The organism is Kribbella pratensis, assembly GCF_004366075.1.
GTDB lineage: Bacteria > Actinomycetota > Actinomycetes > Propionibacteriales > Kribbellaceae > Kribbella > Kribbella pratensis.
This window is the reverse complement of sequence record NZ_SODU01000003.1, coordinates 1,052,999-1,068,422: the sequence shown is the minus strand read 5'-3', so window position 1 is coordinate 1,068,422 and position 15,424 is coordinate 1,052,999. Positions and strand designations below refer to the sequence as shown.

Below are 15,424 nucleotides of genomic sequence, written 5' to 3'. Positions count from 1 at the left end.
GTCAGGGCAGCCAGGTCCAGGGGAGGTTGGGACGGCAGTCCTTGGCTGCGGGGAGGGGTCTTTCCGAGCCGATCCAGGAGTACGTACGCCCCTTCGGGTCGGCGCGGCAGGCGATCTGCTCGGCCTTGCGGTCGGCCTCGGTCTCGGCGCTGGCGTAGACGAGGTTCCCTCCTGCGTCGTACCCGCGAACGACGTACGGGCGGGGGTTGCTGCCGGCAGGCGCCTTGCCGGCCGGCACCGCCCTGACCGGGGCGTAGTAGAAGCCGTTGCGGAGCACGGCCTCGACCGGGCTGCTGCCGACCGGCGTGACGGTGATCCGCGCGATCGACTTCACGTAGGCGCCGCTGCCCTGCCCACCGGCCTGCACCTCGTTGAACAACCCCAGCCGCGGTGCGGCCGCGGTGCCCGAGACCACGACTCCTGCCTGGTCGAACCCGCAGTTCACCCAGAGACCGTCGCCGTAGCCCACGACCCACGTCCGGACAGCGGCGTCGCTGGGCGGGTTCACGAACCGGAAGCCGTCGAGGACCGCGTGGCCCGTGGACGTCGCGAGGTTGTACCTGACCAGGCAGCGCTGACCGAGATGCGCCTTCTCCGCCGCGCTCAACGGCTCGACCGCGGGTGCCGACGCAACCTCCTCGACGCGCGGCTTGCCGTTCCTCAGAGCGAAGCCGAGAGCCACGATCAGGGCGACTGCCGCGACCGCGGCCAGTGGAACGAGCAGTCGGCGGCGTGACGGCGTACCCGACTCGCTCTCGAGGATCGCGATCAGTTCGTCACGCTGACGGTCGCGGGTCGACGGGCGCAGGTCGCCGTCGGGCAGCAAAATGTTCATGCCTGGGTCTCCAGATCGAGTGCGCGCAGGTGCTTGCGGGCGCGGGACAGCCGCGACTTGACCGTGCCGATCGGTACGTCGAGCGCTACCGCCGCCGCGGCCTGATCGAGTCCTGCCCAGACGCACAGCTCGACGATCTCGCGTTCCTGTCTGGGCAGGCGTTTCAGCGCCGCCTGGACCGCCCGGATGCGGCTGTCGTCGTCGAGGCGCCGCGCCACGTTGTCCGCGGGGTCCTCGACCTCGCTGTGGATGAGATGCGCGGCGGCCAGCGCGCGCCGGTAGCGAAGCTTGCTCCGCCACTCGTTGCGGACGGTGTAGTCGGCCGTCCGCAGCAGCCAGGGCAAGGCCGAGTCACGATCGAGTACGACGTCGGCCCGTCGCCGCCAGGCCTGGAGGAACACCGCGGACGTCAGATCCTCCGCGTCACTCCAGGACCCGGTCCGGCGGTGCAGGAAGTTGTAGATCGCCCGCGCGTGCCTGTCGTACAGCCGCGCGAACGCCTCGGAGTCGCCGGCCGCGGCTTGATCCCACAGAACCCGGTCCGAGACCACAGGCAAAGCCCGTATGCCGCTCACTCAGCACTCCCCTCACGATGGCCCTTGCGATCGTTAGGTGTCGGTGCGAGCGGGCGGGTTCCCGGTCGGACAGGCATTTCTCCGCGGCCGCAAAAAACAGCCGCCGCGAAGCAGGTGCGCTTCGCGGCGGCTGGTCGAGATCTTCTTCCGGGGTCAGCGGTCGCCCATCGGGACGTACTGGACGCCTCGGGCGCCGGTGTAGATCTGCTTCGGGCGGGCGATCTTCTGGTCGCCGTCGCCGAGCATCTCCAGCCACTGGGCCAGCCAGCCGGAGGTCCGCGGGATCGCGAACAGCACGGTGAACATGTCCGGCGGGAACTGCAGCGCCTCGTAGATCAGGCCGGAGTAGAAGTCGACGTTCGGGTAGAGCTTGCGGGAGACGAAGTACTCGTCCTCCAGTGCGATCTTCTCCAGCTCCACGGCGATCTTCAGCAGCGGGTTGATGCCGGTGACCTCGAAGACGTCGTCGGCCGCCTTCTTGATGATCTTGGCCCGCGGGTCGTAGTTCTTGTAGACCCGGTGGCCGAAGCCCATCAGCCGCTCCTCGCCGGCCTTCACGCCCTCGATGAACGACGGCACGTTGTCGATCGAGCCGATCCGGCGGAGCATCTTCAGCACCGCCTCGTTGGCGCCGCCGTGCAGCGGGCCGTAGAGCGCGCCGATCCCGCCGGCCACCGCGGTGTACGGGTCGACCTGGGTCGAGCCGATCGCGCGGACCGCGTTCGTGGAGGCGTTCTGCTCGTGGTCGGCGTGCAGGATGAACAGGATCTCCAGCGCCCGCACCAGGCGGTCGTCGGCGGCGTACTTCGGCTCGCTCATCTTGAACAGCATCGACAAGAAGTTCGCCGTGTAGCTGAGCTCGTTGTCCGGGTAGACGTACGGCTTGCCCTGGGCGTGCCGGAACGCGAACGCGCCGAGGGTCGGCATCTTCGCGATCAGCCGCCGGATCTGCAGCGCCCGGGACTCCTCGTCGAAGATGTTGCGCGACTCCGGGTAGAACGTGGACAGCGCGCCGACCGAGGCCAGCAGCATGCCCATCGGGTGCGCGTCGTACCGGAAGCCCTGCATGAAGGTCTTCAGGTTCTCGTGCACGAACGTGTGATACGTCACGTCGTGCGCCCAGGCCTCGTACTCCGCCTTGTTCGGCAGCTTGCCGTTCACCAGCAGGTAGGCCACCTCGAGGTAGTTCGACTGCTCGGCGAGCTGCTCGATCGGGTACCCGCGGTACTCCAGGATGCCCTTGTCGCCGTCGATGAAGGTGACGGAGGAACGGCAGGACGCGGTGTTGACGAAGCCGGGGTCGTAGGTGGCCAGGCCACCGTCGCCGTCGGATGCGCTGATCTGCTTGAGGTCTGCGGCACGGATGGTGCCATCGGTGATGGCAAGGTCGAAGTCCTTGCCGGTCCGGTTGTCCCGGACGGTGAGCGACTGTTCGGTCACAATGCCCTCTTCGGAAGCTGGCGTCATCGCCTGGATGAATGAGGGTAGATCAGCCGGCGGGACGCGATTCGGACTGCAATCTTCACCGCTAAACTAGTGCTGTCCTCAGCTGCTTCCAAGCCGGGGGCCCCTCGGCGTGTGGGCTCGCTTTGACCCGAACGTGGCCGCGCCGGTATTCTGGGCTGCTGTTGTGCGTTCCAGGTCCGGTACAGACACTGTCTTGTCGGCTGACCGCTCGCCGACGTCCAGTTTTGTTCAACCTCTGAGAAACGAAGGTCAACGACCGTGCGCACGTACAGCCCGAAGCCTGCTGACGTCACTCGCGAGTGGCACGTGATCGACGCCACCGACGTCACGCTCGGTCGGCTCGCCGTCCAGATCGCCACCCTGCTGCGCGGCAAGCACAAGCCGACGTTCGCTCCGCACGTTGACGGCGGCGACTTCGTCGTGGTCGTCAACGCCTCCAAGGTGGCCCTGTCCGGCACCAAGCGGACCGACAAGCTGGCGTACCGCCACTCGGGACACCCGGGTGGTCTGACGGCGACGCCGATCGGCGAGATCCTCGACAAGGACCCGCGCAAGGCCGTCGAGAAAGCCGTCTGGGGCATGCTCCCGAAGAACCGCCTGAGCCGGAAGCTGCTGACCAAGCTGAAGGTGTACGCCGGTCCGGAGCACCCGCACACGGCGCAGCAGCCGAAGCCGTTCGAGATCACCCAGATCGCCCAGTAAGCGATCGACGAACCAGGTAAACGAGGATTCACAGCGTGAGCGACATCACCACCGAGACCGAAGAGTTCGACACCGAGGTCCCCATCGACACCGAGGGCCCGGTCGCCTACACCTCCGAGACGAACCCGGCTCCGGAGCAGCGCGCCGAGACGGGTCGGGTCGCGGTCATCAACCCGGCCGGCGCCACCGGCCGTCGCAAGGAGGCCGTCGCTCGCGTTCGGATCGTCCCGGGCACCGGCAAGTGGAAGATCAACGGGAAGGACCTCGACGTCTACTTCCCGAACAAGGTCCACCAGCAGCACGTGAACGAGCCGTTCGTCGTCGCGGGCCTCGAGGGTTCGTACGACGTGATCGCCCGGATCAACGGCGGCGGCATCACCGGCCAGGCCGGCGCTCTGCAGCTCGGCGTGGCCCGCTGCCTGAACGACGCCGACCGTGAGGCGAACCGCAAGGGCCTGAAGTCGGCCGGTCTGCTCAGCCGCGACGCGCGGATCAAGGAGCGCAAGAAGGCCGGTCTCAAGAAGGCCCGTAAGGCGCCTCAGTACAGCAAGCGCTGATCACCTGATGGGGCGTTTGTTCGGCACGGACGGAGTCCGTGGCCTGGCGAACGTGGACCTGACCGCGGAGCTGGCGCTCGACCTCTCGGTCGCGGCAGCTCACGTACTCGGCGAGGCCGGTGCCTTCGAAGGGCACCGGCCACGCGCCGTTGTGGGCCGGGATCCGCGTGCCAGTGGTGAGTTCCTGGAAGCCGCCGTGGTGGCCGGCCTGGCCAGCGCCGGCGTCGATGTGGTCCGGCTCGGCGTGCTGCCGACCCCGGCCGTGGCGCACCTGACCGGTTCGACCGGCGCCGATCTCGGCGTGATGCTGTCGGCCAGCCACAACCCGATGCCGGACAACGGCATCAAGTTCCTGGCCCGCGGCGGGATCAAGCTCGACGACGTGATCGAGGACGCCATCGAGGCCCGGATGGGCGAGGAGTGGCAGCGCCCGACCGGCGCGTCCGTCGGCCGGGTGACCGACGACGGGCAGGGTTTCGAGACGTACGTCTCGCACCTGGTCCGCTCGGCACCGAACCGGTTCGACGGTCTCAAGGTCGTGATCGACTGCGCGAACGGCGCGGCCTCGCAGACCGCGCCGGAGGCACTGCGCCGGCTCGGCGCCGAGGTGATCACGGTCGCCGCCGCCCCGGACGGGCTGAACATCAACCTGAACTGCGGGTCCACGCATATCGAGGGCCTGCAGCGCGAGGTCGTCGGGCACCGCGCCGATGTCGGGATCGCGCTCGACGGGGACGCGGACCGCTGCCTGGCGGTGGACGCGAACGGCGAGCTCGTCGACGGCGACCAGATCCTCGCGATCCTGGCGCTGGCGATGCGGGACAGCGGCCGGCTGTCGAACGACACCGTGGTCGCGACCGTGATGAGCAACCTGGGCTTCGTGCAGGCGATGGTCCGGGAGCGGATCGCGGTCGAGCAGACCAAGGTCGGCGACCGGTACGTGCTCGAGGCGATGAAGGCCGGCGGCCACAAGCTCGGCGGTGAACAGTCCGGGCACGTGATCCTGTCCGACCACGCGACCACCGGTGACGGCACGCTGACCGCGGTCATGCTGCTCGCCCGGGTGGCCCAGACGGGCAAGACCCTGGCCGATCTGGCCGGTGCGATGACCCGCCTCCCGCAGGTCCTGGTCAACGTGAAGAACGTGGACAAGTCCCGCGCGGGCACCGACCCCGCGGTGCAGTCCGCCGTCGCCGAGGCCACCACGCGCCTGGGCGACACCGGCCGGGTGCTGCTCCGCCCGTCGGGCACCGAGCCCCTCGTCCGGGTGATGGTCGAGGCCGAGTCCTCGGACACGGCCGACGAGATCGCGCACTCGCTCGCGGACGTTGTCGCTTCTTCGCTGAAGCTCTGAAGACAGCAGAGTACGCCGGAGAGGTCATCCTCTCCGGCGTACTTGTTGTTCACGGGTGTAGTTCGGCCAGGCGGCGTTCCGGGGCCGGGGCGGCTTCGGCGAGAAGTTGGGTGTATTCGTGCTGCGGGTTCAGGATCACGTCGTCCGCCGGACCGTGTTCGACCACGACACCGCCGTACAGCACCATGATCTCGTCGCTGAAGTGCCGTGCGGTCGCGAGATCGTGGGTGATGTAGAGGACGCCGAGGTTCTCCTCGCGTTGCAGGGTCCCGAGCAGGTTGAGTACGCCGAGCCGGATCGACACGTCGAGCATCGACACCGGCTCGTCCGCGACGAGGATCGCTGGTTCGGGGGCGAGCGCCCGGGCGATCGCGACGCGCTGCCGCTGACCGCCGGACAACTCGTGCGGCTTGCGGTGCGCGAAGTCCTCGTCCAGCCGGACCCGGCGGAGCAGTTCGAGCACCCGCTCGCCGACCTGCTCGCGGGTGAAGTCCGGGTGATGGAGCTTCACCGGCCGTTCCAGGTGATGGCTGATCGTGTGGTACGGGTTCAGCGACGCAAACGGGTCCTGGAACACCATCTGCACAGCCTTCCGGTACGCCGCGGCAGGCGCACCGTGGTAACGCATCGGCTCGCCGTCCACCAGGATCGCCCCGGACGTCGGCCGTTCGAGCTGCATCAGCAACTTGGCGATCGTCGACTTGCCCGACCCGGACTGTCCGACCAGCGCGATCGTCCGGCCCGGCGTCAGCTCGAAGCTCACCTTGTCGACGGCGCGCAGCCGCGTGCTCCGCAGACCGTTGCGCAGCCGGTACTCCTTCACCACATCGCGCATCTCCAGCACGCTCATAGTGCCTCCACGGTCTGATCGGTCTCGTCCAAGGCGACGTCGAGTGCGATCTCGCCGGTCCGTACGAAGCCGCCGCGCTCGCCGGTCAGGCTGGGGAAGGACGACAGCAATCGCTTCGTGTACGGGTGTTTGGGCTTCGTGTAGAGCGTCAGCGCGTCGTCCAGTTCGACGATCAGCCCGGCCCGCATCACCGCGATCCGGTCGCTGATCTCGAGCAGCAGCGGCAGATCGTGGGTGATGAAGATGACCGCGAACCCCAGCTCCGACCGCAGCCGCGTGATCTCCCGGAGGATCTCCCGCTGTACGACGACGTCGAGCGCCGTGGTCGGCTCGTCCATGATCAGCACCTGCGGATCGAGGGCCAGTGCCATTGCGATCATCACGCGCTGCCGCATCCCGCCGGACAGCTCGTGCGGATAGGCGCGAAGCCGGTTCCGGTCGACGCCGACGAGTTCGAGCAGCTCACCGCAGCGTATGCGCCGCTCTGCCTTGCTCAGCTCGGGCCGATGGGTGATGAACACGTCTTCGAGCTGTTCGGAGATCCGCAGTACCGGGTTGAGCGAGTTCATCGCGCCCTGGAAGACCATCGCGATCTTGTCCCAGCGGAACGCGCGCAGGTCGTCGCCGGCCAGGGTCGACAGGTCGATGTCGTACCCCTCGCGGGACGAGAACACGACGCGCCCGCCGGTGATCGCCGCCGGCGGCTTGAGCAGGCGGGTGATCCCGTACGCCAGCGTCGACTTCCCGCAGCCGCTCTCACCCGCGAGGCCGAGGATCTCGCCGCGTTCCAGAGTGAGCGAGACCTCGCGTACGGCGTGCACGGTCGTCTCGGCGCGGTAGTCGATGCTCAGGTTCTCGATACTCAGGACACTCATGCCTTCACGCTCCACTCTTTGCGTTCGGCACGGGTCTGCGCGCGAAGCTTCGGGTTGATGATCTCGTCGATCGAGAAGTTGATCAGCGACAGCGCCGCGCCGAAGAGCGCGATCGCCAGGCCGGGCGGCGCGAACCACCACCAGGCGCCGAGCCGGAGCGCGAGCCCGTTCTGTGCGTAGAAGAGCATCGTGCCCCAGGTGAACGATCCGGACGCACCGAGCCCGAGGAACGACAGGCCCGCCTCGCCGAGGATCGCGAAGATCACCGCGAACACCACCTGTGACGCGAGCAGCGGGATCAGGTTCGGCAGGATCTCGACGAGCAGGATCCGCCAGCGTTTCTCACCGCCGATGCGGGCAGCGAGCACGTAGTCGCGGCTGCGCACGCTGAGCGTGAAGCCGCGCAGAACCCGCGCGGACCCGGCCCAGCTGGTGATCGCGAGGACTGCCGCCACCAGCCAGATCGACTTGTTCGGTACGTAGCTGGAGATCACGATCACCAGCGGCAGACCGGGAATCACCAGCATGATGTTGGTGAACAGCGAGAACGCCTCGTCGGTCGAGCCGCCGATGAATGCGCCGACGACGCCGAAGAACGACGACAGCAGCAGCGTGATCGCGCCGACCACGACGCCGATGATCAGCGAGCCGCGGGTCGCGTAGGCGAGCTGGGCGAACACGTCCTGACCGCTCTGCGTGGTGCCGAGGAGGAAACCGTTCCCCGGACCGGTCAGGCCGACGTCCCGCACCGTCGACGGGTTGCCGACCAGCAGCGGACCGAGCACCCCGAACAGGATGATCAGGCCGGCGATACCCAGACCGACGGCCAGCTTGAGCGTCATCGGCGGTAACGACCGGCGGCGGATCGGCGCCGCCACGGCGACTGCGCCTTCAGTGGTTGCTGTCATGGTCGCCCCTCTCTAGGACCGCGCACGGGTGCGTGGGTCGATGACGCCGTACAGGAGGTCGACGAGCAGGTTCGCGCCGAGGACCGCGAGCGTGATGATCAGGAAGACGCCCTGCATCAGCGCGTAGTCGTTGTTGCCGACGGCAAGCAGCAGTGCCGAGCCGATTCCCGGGTACGAGAACACCGCCTCGGTGACGATCGAGCCGGCGACCACGAAACCGAGGGAGATCGCGAACCCGGAGATGGACGGCAGGACCGCGTTCCGGGCGACGTACCGGGACCGGATCCGGCGTGGGGTCAGACCTTTCGCCTCGGCGGTCACGACGAAGTCCTCGGACATCGTCGAGACCATCATGTTGCGCATCCCGAGCATCCAGCCGCCGACCGACGAGATGACGATCGTCAACGCCGGCAGGGCTCCGTGGTACAGCACGGACTGCGCGAACGGCAGGCTCCAGCCCGGCGTCACGGAGTACACGTCGTACCCGCCGCTCAGTGGGAAGACCGGCCAGGTGCTGCCGAGCAGGAAGAGCAGCAGCAGGGCGAGCCAGAAGTACGGCACCGACTGCAGCATCGTGGTGACCGGGATCAGGTTGTCGACCCAGGAACCGCGCCGCCAGCCGGCGGCGCGTCCCAGCAGGATGCCGATCGCGAACGAGATCACCGTCGCGAGACCGATCAGGCCTACGGTCCAGGGCAGTGTCTGGCCGATGACCTGGGACACCGGCGCCGGGAAGTACGCGATCGACGTACCGAGGTCGCCGGTGACCAGGTGGTGCAGGTAGGTCCAGTACTGGTTCCACAGCGACGAATGAGTGTCCGTGCCGAGCAGAGCCTCGATCGCGTTCCGGGTGGTCGGCGTGACCGGGCCCTTGGTCGCGAGCTTGGACAGCATCAGGTCGACCGGGTTCCCCGGCATCAGCCGGGGAACCAGGAAGTTCAGCGTCAGGGCCGCCCAGAGGGCGACCACGTAGAAGGCGAGTTTCCGCAGCAGATAGCGCACAGACGCCCCGCGCTCAGCTGGCGGGCTTGATCGTCTTGAGGACGATGCCGGCGTCCCACGCCTTCCAGGCCGCGGGCAGGACGTACATGTTGTCCTTGGTCGGCCAGCCGGTCGCGCGCGAGGTGTTGAACTCGGTGAGCATCGAGTTCACGTAGACCGGGATGTAGGGCAGCTGGTCGGCGATGATCGACTGGATCTTCGCGTACTCCGCCTTCTGCGCGGCCTGGTCCGTCGTACCGGCGGCCGTCTTGAGCGCGGCGTCCACGGCCGGGTTCGAGAACCGGGACTGGTTGCCGGCCGATGCGGACTTGCCGACCGGGGCGGTGTTCGTCGTGGCGAGCTTGCTGTCGTAGGTGAAGTACGGGTTCGTGGACGCGCCGAGGCCGACAGAGTCGAGCGACAGCTGGAACTTGCCGTTGGTCTGGGCGGCGTTCCACTCGTTCCAGGACACCTGGCTCGGCTTGAGCTCGATGCCGACCGCGGCCAGCTGCTGCTTGAGGGTGTCGTTGATCAGGATGTAGTCGCTCCACCCGGTGACGGTCTGGACGGTCAGCGACAGCCGCTTGCCGTCCTTGGCCCGTACGCCGTCACTGCCCTTCGTCCACCCGGCCGCGTCGAGGAGCTGGCCGGCCTCGTCCGCGTTCGCGCTCTGCGGCAGTTTCGCCGTACCGGCGTCCGCGATCCAGTTGTCGTCGCGGCCCGGGAGCAGCATGGTCGGCGAGCCGACACCCGCGACGCCACCGCCGGCCAGCTTCGCGAGCTGCTCGCGGTTCATCGCCAGGTAGATCGCCTTGCGCACGGCCGGATCGGTCTGCGGCCCGGTGCACCCCAGGGCCGCGTTGGAACACGTCACGACGACGGTCGTCATCACCGGCGTGTTCACGTAGGTGAGGTTCTTGCCGGACTTCATGATGTTGTCGATGCCGGGCAGGTAGGCACTGGCCCAGTCGACCTTGCCCGCGACGAGTGCGGCGCTGGCTGCGTCCGCGGACGTCACCGGGAGGTAGCGCACCTCCTTGATGGTGGGCTTGCCCGCCTCCCAGTACTGCTCGTTCTTCGTCAGCACGAAGCTCTGCGGCGTGTACGACTTCACCTTGAACGGACCGGTGCCGACCGGGTTCTTGTTGAGGTTCGTCGTCGGATCCTTGATGTCCTTCCAGATGTGCTCGGGAACGATCGCCTGGTTGGCGAGCACGGCCGGCTCCTGCATCAGGGACTTCGTCTTGAAGGTCAGTACGGCGGTGTCGTCCGACGTCGCCTTCGCGGTCGCGGCGAGGCCGGACGGGTTCAGCGCCGGTGTCTTCGCGACCAGGTTGAACGTGAAAGCGACATCCTTCGCCGTGAACGGCTGGCCGTCGTTCCACTTCACATCGTGCCGGAGCTTGATGGTGAGCTCGGTCCCGGCGGCGTTCCACGAGAAGCCGGTGGCGAGCACTGGCGTCGGGTCGGACTGCTTCGCGAAGTTGTACCAGTAGAGCGGCTCGTAGATGACGCCCAGCGTCGGCTGCAGCGCGGTGCTGCTGAACGGGTTGAAGTTCTCGGTGGTGATGTCGCCGGCCGCGACAGTGATCGAGGCGTCCTTGTTGGCGGTCTGGTTGCCGGCCGCGGCGCCCTCACAGGCGGCGAGCAGGAGCGCCGTGGCGGTCGCAGCGGCTGCGGCGCTCACCAGGCGCCGCACCCGTGGGCGGTTCGTCGGGTTCCGGAGCATTGATCGATTCCTTTCCAACGCGGTCGTCGAACGCGTGCCCCGGCACCCGCCAGGGAAGCTGGCCGTAACTTAGTTCGCCTAATAAACAAGGCGCAAGGGTTAGACCAGTAACGGTTCGACAGCGAAGGGTGTGGAATCAGGCCGAGATCGCGCGCTCGGACCGCAGCATCATCAGTGCCGCGCCGATCGCGGCGGCGTCGTGACCGCGCTCGTCGAGCACCACTTCGGTGTCCACGGCACGCCCGAACGCAGAGCTCAGGATCCGCTCCTGGATGATCGGCAGGTAGATCGTCCCGGCGACGGCGAACGCCGGCCCGGTCAGCACCAGCAGCTGGACGTCGTACATGTTGGTGATCGTCTGCGCGCCGAGCGCGAGCCAGGACGCGGAGTCCCGCAGGATCGCCTCGGCCCGGGAGTCGCCGGTCAGCGCCAGCCGGGCGATGGCGGCGAAGGCCGCGACCCCGGTACGCCGTGGTGATCCGAGATCGAGCCCCGCCGCGCGCGCCTTGGCGACGACCGTGGCCGGACCGGCGATCGCCTCCAGACAGCCGGTGCTCCCGCACCAGCACTGCGGACCGCCGATCTGGACGCAGATGTGCCCGACCTCGCCGGCGTTGCCGTGGGCACCCTGGTAGACGTTGCCGTTCAGCCGCAGGCCGGATCCGATGCCCTCGCTCATGAACAGCGCGGCCATCACCGAGACGTCGTGGCTGGTGGTGAGCCGGGTGCCCGCGGCGGCCGCGGTCGCGTCGTTCTCGAGCAGCGCGGGCAGGCCGAGCCGTTCCTCCAGCCGCCGATGGATCGGGAAGCCGACCCAGTGCGTCATCGACGGCGGCGCGGACGTGACGCCGCGGTTGCGGATCAGCGGCCCGGGACACACGAAGCCGAGTCCGAGGACGAGCGAGGGGTCGATGCCCGAGCGCTCGATCAGCTCGGTGGTCTCGGTCGCGATCCGCTCCACGACCTGCTCCGGATCGCTGTCCTCGCCCGGCCCGGCGCGCCGCCAGCGGGCCACGACCGCGCCGGCGTAGTCGACCAGCACGTACGTCAGGCTGTCGGCGCTCAGATGGACGCCGACGACGTACCGGGCTGCTGCCCTGATCCGCAGCATCGTGCGAGGCTTGCCACCGGTGGACGAGCCGCGACCGGCCTCGTCGACCAGCCCGTCGTCGATCAGGCGCCGCACCAGCGTGGTGACCGAGGGGGCGGTGAGGCCGGTGATCTGGGTGAGTTCCACCCGGCTGACCGTGCCCGCGGAGCGGATGCTGTCCACAATGAGGGCACGGCTGTTCGTCGGCGCCGGGTCGTAACCCGGTGACCGCGAAGCGTCGCTGACCTGCTGCATCGGGACATCCGCTCTCTGCCGAGTTTGTTAGGTCTGTGAATATAGTGGCTCAGATGGCCTTGGAGGGCAGTGTATGCAGCAGGTGACGCGGGAGCGGATCGCCGGGCTGGTGCTGGCGCGTCCCGGGCGGTTGCTCGGGATGGAGCCGTTCATGGCCGACGTCGTCCAGGGGATCGAGGAGGTCTTCGACGGGCGGCGGGTGAGTCTGCTGATCGAGTTCGCGGCCGATATCGCCGACGAGATCGCGACCTGGCAGCGCTGGGTGGCCAATGACCACGTCGACGGCATCGTCATGGTCGACCTCCGGGCGAACGACGCGCGGCTCGCCGAGCTCGAGCGGCTGGGGGTGCCGGCCGTGCTGCTCGGCGGGCCGGAACTGCAGGCGCCGATCACGAACGTGCTCGTCGACAACGCCGAGGGCGCCCGGGCGGCCGTTCGCGCGCTCGCGGATCTCGGGCATCGCGACATCGCCCGGGTGAGCGGTCCGCGGGACATGCTGCACTGCCAGGCGCGTGACGACGCGTTCATGGAGACGTGTGCGGAGCGGGACGTGCAGGGCCGGGTCATCGAAGGCGACTACTCCGAGGACGCGGGCCGGGAGGCGACCAGACGGCTGCTGACCGGCAGCCAGGTCCCGACGGCCGTTGTGTACGACAACGACCTGATGGCGATCGGCGGTCTCGCCGCGGCCAAGGACCTGGGCGTCCGCATCCCCGATCAGTTGTCCGTGATCGCGTGGGACGACACGGCCGTCGCCCGGTTGGCGCATCCGCCGTTGAGCGTCGTCACCGTCGACGTCCACGGCCTCGGCACGATCGTCGGCGAGGCGATCCTCACGGTCATGGAGGGCGGCGAGGTCACGACGTACCAGGTCCCGAAACCGACGATCCGGCTTGCTCAGTCAACCGCGGAGCCGGGGACACGACTCCCGGCAGATGCGTGACGGCTTGGTCGTGCTCGTCGCGGGTTGTGTGATGTGCACGGTCGACAGGTAGTGCACCGGTGAGACGCTGTACGCACGGACACGTTCACGCTCAGGTGCACTACCCCGCCACCCGACACCTCCTGTCCAAACTGCACACCTGAATCGCCCACACACCGAGCAGGACAGCAACGGCCGGATAACCCGTCGTCTGCTCGACGCGGGGCGATGGTGGGGAGTGGGGACAGGCGCTGGTGACTGGGCACAGCCGGATATCCCCTCGTGTTCGGTGCGATCTGGGTGGCTGCGACGATGCTGGTGCGCGTGTCGGCAGGACCGCGTGAAGGTCGAGGCCAGAGGTGACCCTGACGTGAGTGCAGAGCATCGTGAGTTGGACTTGTTTCTGCATCTGGCTCGGACGCTCAACTACGGGCGGACCAGTCTGGAGTGTCATGTCAGTGCGGCGACGCTGACTCGGACGATCCAGCGGTTGGAGACCCGGGCCGGTGCGCAGTTGCTCGATCGCGGGCCGCGGGGCGTCGTGCTGACTGCGGAGGGGCGACGCTTCTCGGCGTACGCCGAGCAAGCGCTGGAACTGTGGGCGGACTACCGATCCGGCTCCGCCGAACCGACCGGTCTCAGCGGCGAGCTCCGGATCTTCGCCACTGTCACCGCCTGTCAGACCCTGTTGCCGGACCTGCTGGCGCCGCTGCGTGAAGAACATCCGCAGATTCGTCTCGACATCCGCACCGGTGATGCGGCCGCCGCCCTTGCCCGCCTGGACGAAGGTGAGGTGGATGCCGCGGTCGCGGGCATTCCCAAGCGCCTCCCGCAGACCCTGGTGAGCCGGCCCGTCGCAGTCACCGACCTCGTCCTGGTGAAAGCCCGGGAGAGCCCGTCCGACGTGCCGTACGTCGTACCTGCTCGGGGGCTGGTTCGCGAAGCTGCGTTCCGCTGGTTCCGGAAGACTGGCGTGAAGCCGGTGATCGCGGCTGAGCCGGACGGGCACGAGGCGCTGCTCGCGCTGGTGGCGTTGGGTTGCGGAACCGGGGTGGTCCCGAGGCTGGTGCTCGAGTCGTCCGCCGTACGCGATCAGCTGACCGAACTGCCGGCTGACCTGAAACCGCTCACGATCGGGCTTTGCGCGCGCCGCGCCGACCTGCACCGCCCTTTGATCGCGGCGCTCTGGGACCTGCGACCGTAGCGCCGGGGCAGAGCTTGGCGGGGACGAGTTGCGGCGGGAGCGGGTCGTCGCCTTCGAGCTGGCGGAGGAGGGCCTGCGTGCCCAGCTGGCCGAGTTCGGGACCGGGGGTGCGCATCATGGTGAGTTCGGGATCGGCCATCGCGGCGGTTTCGGGGACCGTCAGCAGGGACAAGACGGAGAAATCGCGGGGGATGTCGTGACCGGTGTGCTTGAGGCCGGCGACGACCCCCAGGGCGGCGTACTCGTTGAGGACCAGGATTGCCGTGGCCTCCGGGTACTCGGTCAGCACTCGCGCGGCGGCGGCCTTGCCGGCCTGGGTGGTGTCGGAGCAGGGGATGATCCTGATCGGCAGGTCGTACGACGCGACCACGCGACGGTACGCCTCCTCGGTGCGGACCCACGGGCCGTAGTCGTGGAACCGCGGATCGTCCAGATCGCCGGAGATCAGCACGAGCTCGTGATGCCCGTGCTCGCGCAGGTGCCTGACCGCGTCCTCGACCGTGGTGTCGAAGTCGATGTCCACGTGCGACAACCCTTCGAGCTCCGTCGTACGCCCGATCAGCGCGAACGGCGTGCCGGCCTGTTGCAGTACGTCGATCCGTGGGTCGTCCAACTGGACTTCCATCAGTACGACGCCGTCCACCAGGCCCTGCCCCAGCAGTTCGCGTAGCTCGACGCCGTCGTTGCCGACCGGCCACAGCACCAGGTGGTAGTCGTCCTTGCGCGCCGCCTCGGCCGCACTGGTGAAGAACTCCGAGGTCGACATCCCGAACCGGTGCTCGAGCGCCGGGTAGGCCATCGCGATGATGTGGGTCCGCCGGCTGGCCAGCGCGCGGGCGACCATGTTGCGGCGGTACCCGAGGTCGAGCATCGCCTGCTCGATCCGCGCCCGGGTCGCCGCCGTCACCGGTTTGGTGTCGTTGAGCAGGAACGAGACGGTCGCGATCGAGACCCCGGCCCGCTGAGCGACGTCTTTCATCGTGACCATCGATCGACCCCCTCCGAACTCTTGACAGCGGTGTGACGTACGGAACATAGTCCTTCAACGCCTCAGTTAAGCGGTTTACCGCACAATCCACAAGCTTCTCTGCAGTCCGCACGTTCCTCGGTTAAACGCTTT

At 68.1% G+C, this 15,424-nt stretch carries 15 protein-coding genes; 5 read left to right on the top strand and 10 right to left on the bottom strand.

Annotated features, from left to right (window positions below; all coding sequences use genetic code 11):
* Nucleotide 1 precedes the first annotated feature (1 nt).
* From EV137_RS29325 to EV137_RS29315, 3 genes are all read right to left on the bottom strand, one after another.
* Entirely contained in the window at nucleotides 2-835 is an 834-nt protein-coding gene (locus EV137_RS29325) for a hypothetical protein (protein ID WP_134131543.1), read from the bottom strand.
* On the bottom strand, nucleotides 832-1,410 hold the full coding sequence (locus EV137_RS29320; protein ID WP_238175623.1) for an RNA polymerase sigma factor: 579 nt from the start codon (nucleotides 1,408-1,410) through the stop codon (nucleotides 832-834). Before EV137_RS29320 ends, EV137_RS29325 begins: the two co-directional genes overlap by 4 nt.
* Nucleotides 1,411-1,563: 153 nt before the next feature.
* Nucleotides 1,564-2,850 (bottom strand): citrate synthase, encoded by a 1,287-nt coding sequence (locus EV137_RS29315; protein ID WP_238157372.1) that lies wholly within the window; start codon nucleotides 2,848-2,850, stop codon nucleotides 1,564-1,566.
* 285 nt (nucleotides 2,851-3,135) lie between these two features.
* Between EV137_RS29315 and rplM the strand changes: the two genes are divergently transcribed.
* The 3 genes from rplM to glmM are packed head-to-tail and all read left to right on the top strand — an operon-like array spanning nucleotide 3,136 to nucleotide 5,490.
* Entirely contained in the window at nucleotides 3,136-3,579 is a 444-nt protein-coding gene (rplM, locus tag EV137_RS29310; RefSeq protein WP_131286311.1) for a 50S ribosomal protein L13, read from the top strand.
* A gap of 35 nt (nucleotides 3,580-3,614) precedes the next feature.
* Nucleotides 3,615-4,136, top strand: coding sequence for a 30S ribosomal protein S9 (rpsI, locus tag EV137_RS29305; protein WP_131286310.1), 522 nt, complete (start codon nucleotides 3,615-3,617; stop codon nucleotides 4,134-4,136).
* Nucleotides 4,137-4,143: 7 nt separating this feature from the next.
* Complete coding sequence (glmM, locus tag EV137_RS29300; protein ID WP_133789375.1) at nucleotides 4,144-5,490, top strand: phosphoglucosamine mutase; 1,347 nt, start codon at nucleotides 4,144-4,146, stop codon at nucleotides 5,488-5,490.
* Between the two features lie 49 nt (nucleotides 5,491-5,539).
* On the opposite strand, the gene EV137_RS29295 is transcribed toward glmM, so the two are convergent.
* The 6 genes from EV137_RS29295 to EV137_RS29270 form a co-directional block, all read right to left on the bottom strand.
* Complete coding sequence (locus tag EV137_RS29295; protein ID WP_134131542.1) at nucleotides 5,540-6,340, bottom strand: ABC transporter ATP-binding protein; 801 nt, start codon at nucleotides 6,338-6,340, stop codon at nucleotides 5,540-5,542.
* Nucleotides 6,337-7,215 carry an ABC transporter ATP-binding protein gene (locus EV137_RS29290; RefSeq protein ID WP_134008639.1) on the bottom strand — a complete coding sequence of 293 codons (879 nt, stop codon included), beginning with the start codon at nucleotides 7,213-7,215 and terminating at the stop codon, nucleotides 6,337-6,339. Before EV137_RS29290 ends, EV137_RS29295 begins: the two co-directional genes overlap by 4 nt.
* Nucleotides 7,212-8,123 carry an ABC transporter permease gene (locus tag EV137_RS29285; RefSeq protein ID WP_134131541.1) on the bottom strand — a complete coding sequence of 304 codons (912 nt, stop codon included), beginning with the start codon at nucleotides 8,121-8,123 and terminating at the stop codon, nucleotides 7,212-7,214. The genes EV137_RS29290 and EV137_RS29285 overlap by 4 nt, the downstream gene beginning before the upstream one ends.
* Nucleotides 8,124-8,135: 12 nt before the next feature.
* Nucleotides 8,136-9,125 carry an ABC transporter permease gene (locus EV137_RS29280; RefSeq protein WP_133789372.1) on the bottom strand — a complete coding sequence of 330 codons (990 nt, stop codon included), beginning with the start codon at nucleotides 9,123-9,125 and terminating at the stop codon, nucleotides 8,136-8,138.
* A gap of 13 nt (nucleotides 9,126-9,138) precedes the next feature.
* Entirely contained in the window at nucleotides 9,139-10,833 is a 1,695-nt protein-coding gene (locus EV137_RS29275) for an ABC transporter substrate-binding protein (RefSeq protein WP_134131540.1), read from the bottom strand.
* Between the two features lie 136 nt (nucleotides 10,834-10,969).
* Nucleotides 10,970-12,178: an ROK family transcriptional regulator gene (locus EV137_RS29270; protein ID WP_134008647.1), complete on the bottom strand. Its 1,209-nt coding sequence runs from the start codon at nucleotides 12,176-12,178 to the stop codon at nucleotides 10,970-10,972.
* A gap of 73 nt (nucleotides 12,179-12,251) precedes the next feature.
* Between EV137_RS29270 and EV137_RS29265 the strand changes: the two genes are divergently transcribed.
* Both EV137_RS29265 and ilvY read left to right on the top strand, forming a co-directional pair.
* Entirely contained in the window at nucleotides 12,252-13,121 is an 870-nt protein-coding gene (locus EV137_RS29265) for a LacI family DNA-binding transcriptional regulator (RefSeq protein ID WP_134131539.1), read from the top strand.
* A 349-nt stretch (nucleotides 13,122-13,470) separates the two neighbouring features.
* Nucleotides 13,471-14,304: an HTH-type transcriptional activator IlvY gene (gene ilvY, locus EV137_RS29260; RefSeq protein WP_134131538.1), complete on the top strand. Its 834-nt coding sequence runs from the start codon at nucleotides 13,471-13,473 to the stop codon at nucleotides 14,302-14,304.
* On the opposite strand, the gene EV137_RS29255 is transcribed toward ilvY, so the two are convergent.
* A complete protein-coding gene (locus tag EV137_RS29255) occupies nucleotides 14,228-15,292 on the bottom strand; it encodes a LacI family DNA-binding transcriptional regulator (RefSeq protein ID WP_134131537.1) in 1,065 nt (354 codons plus the stop codon). The two genes, ilvY and EV137_RS29255, sit on opposite strands and share 77 nt — an antisense overlap.
* Between the last annotated feature and the right edge of the window lie 132 nt (nucleotides 15,293-15,424).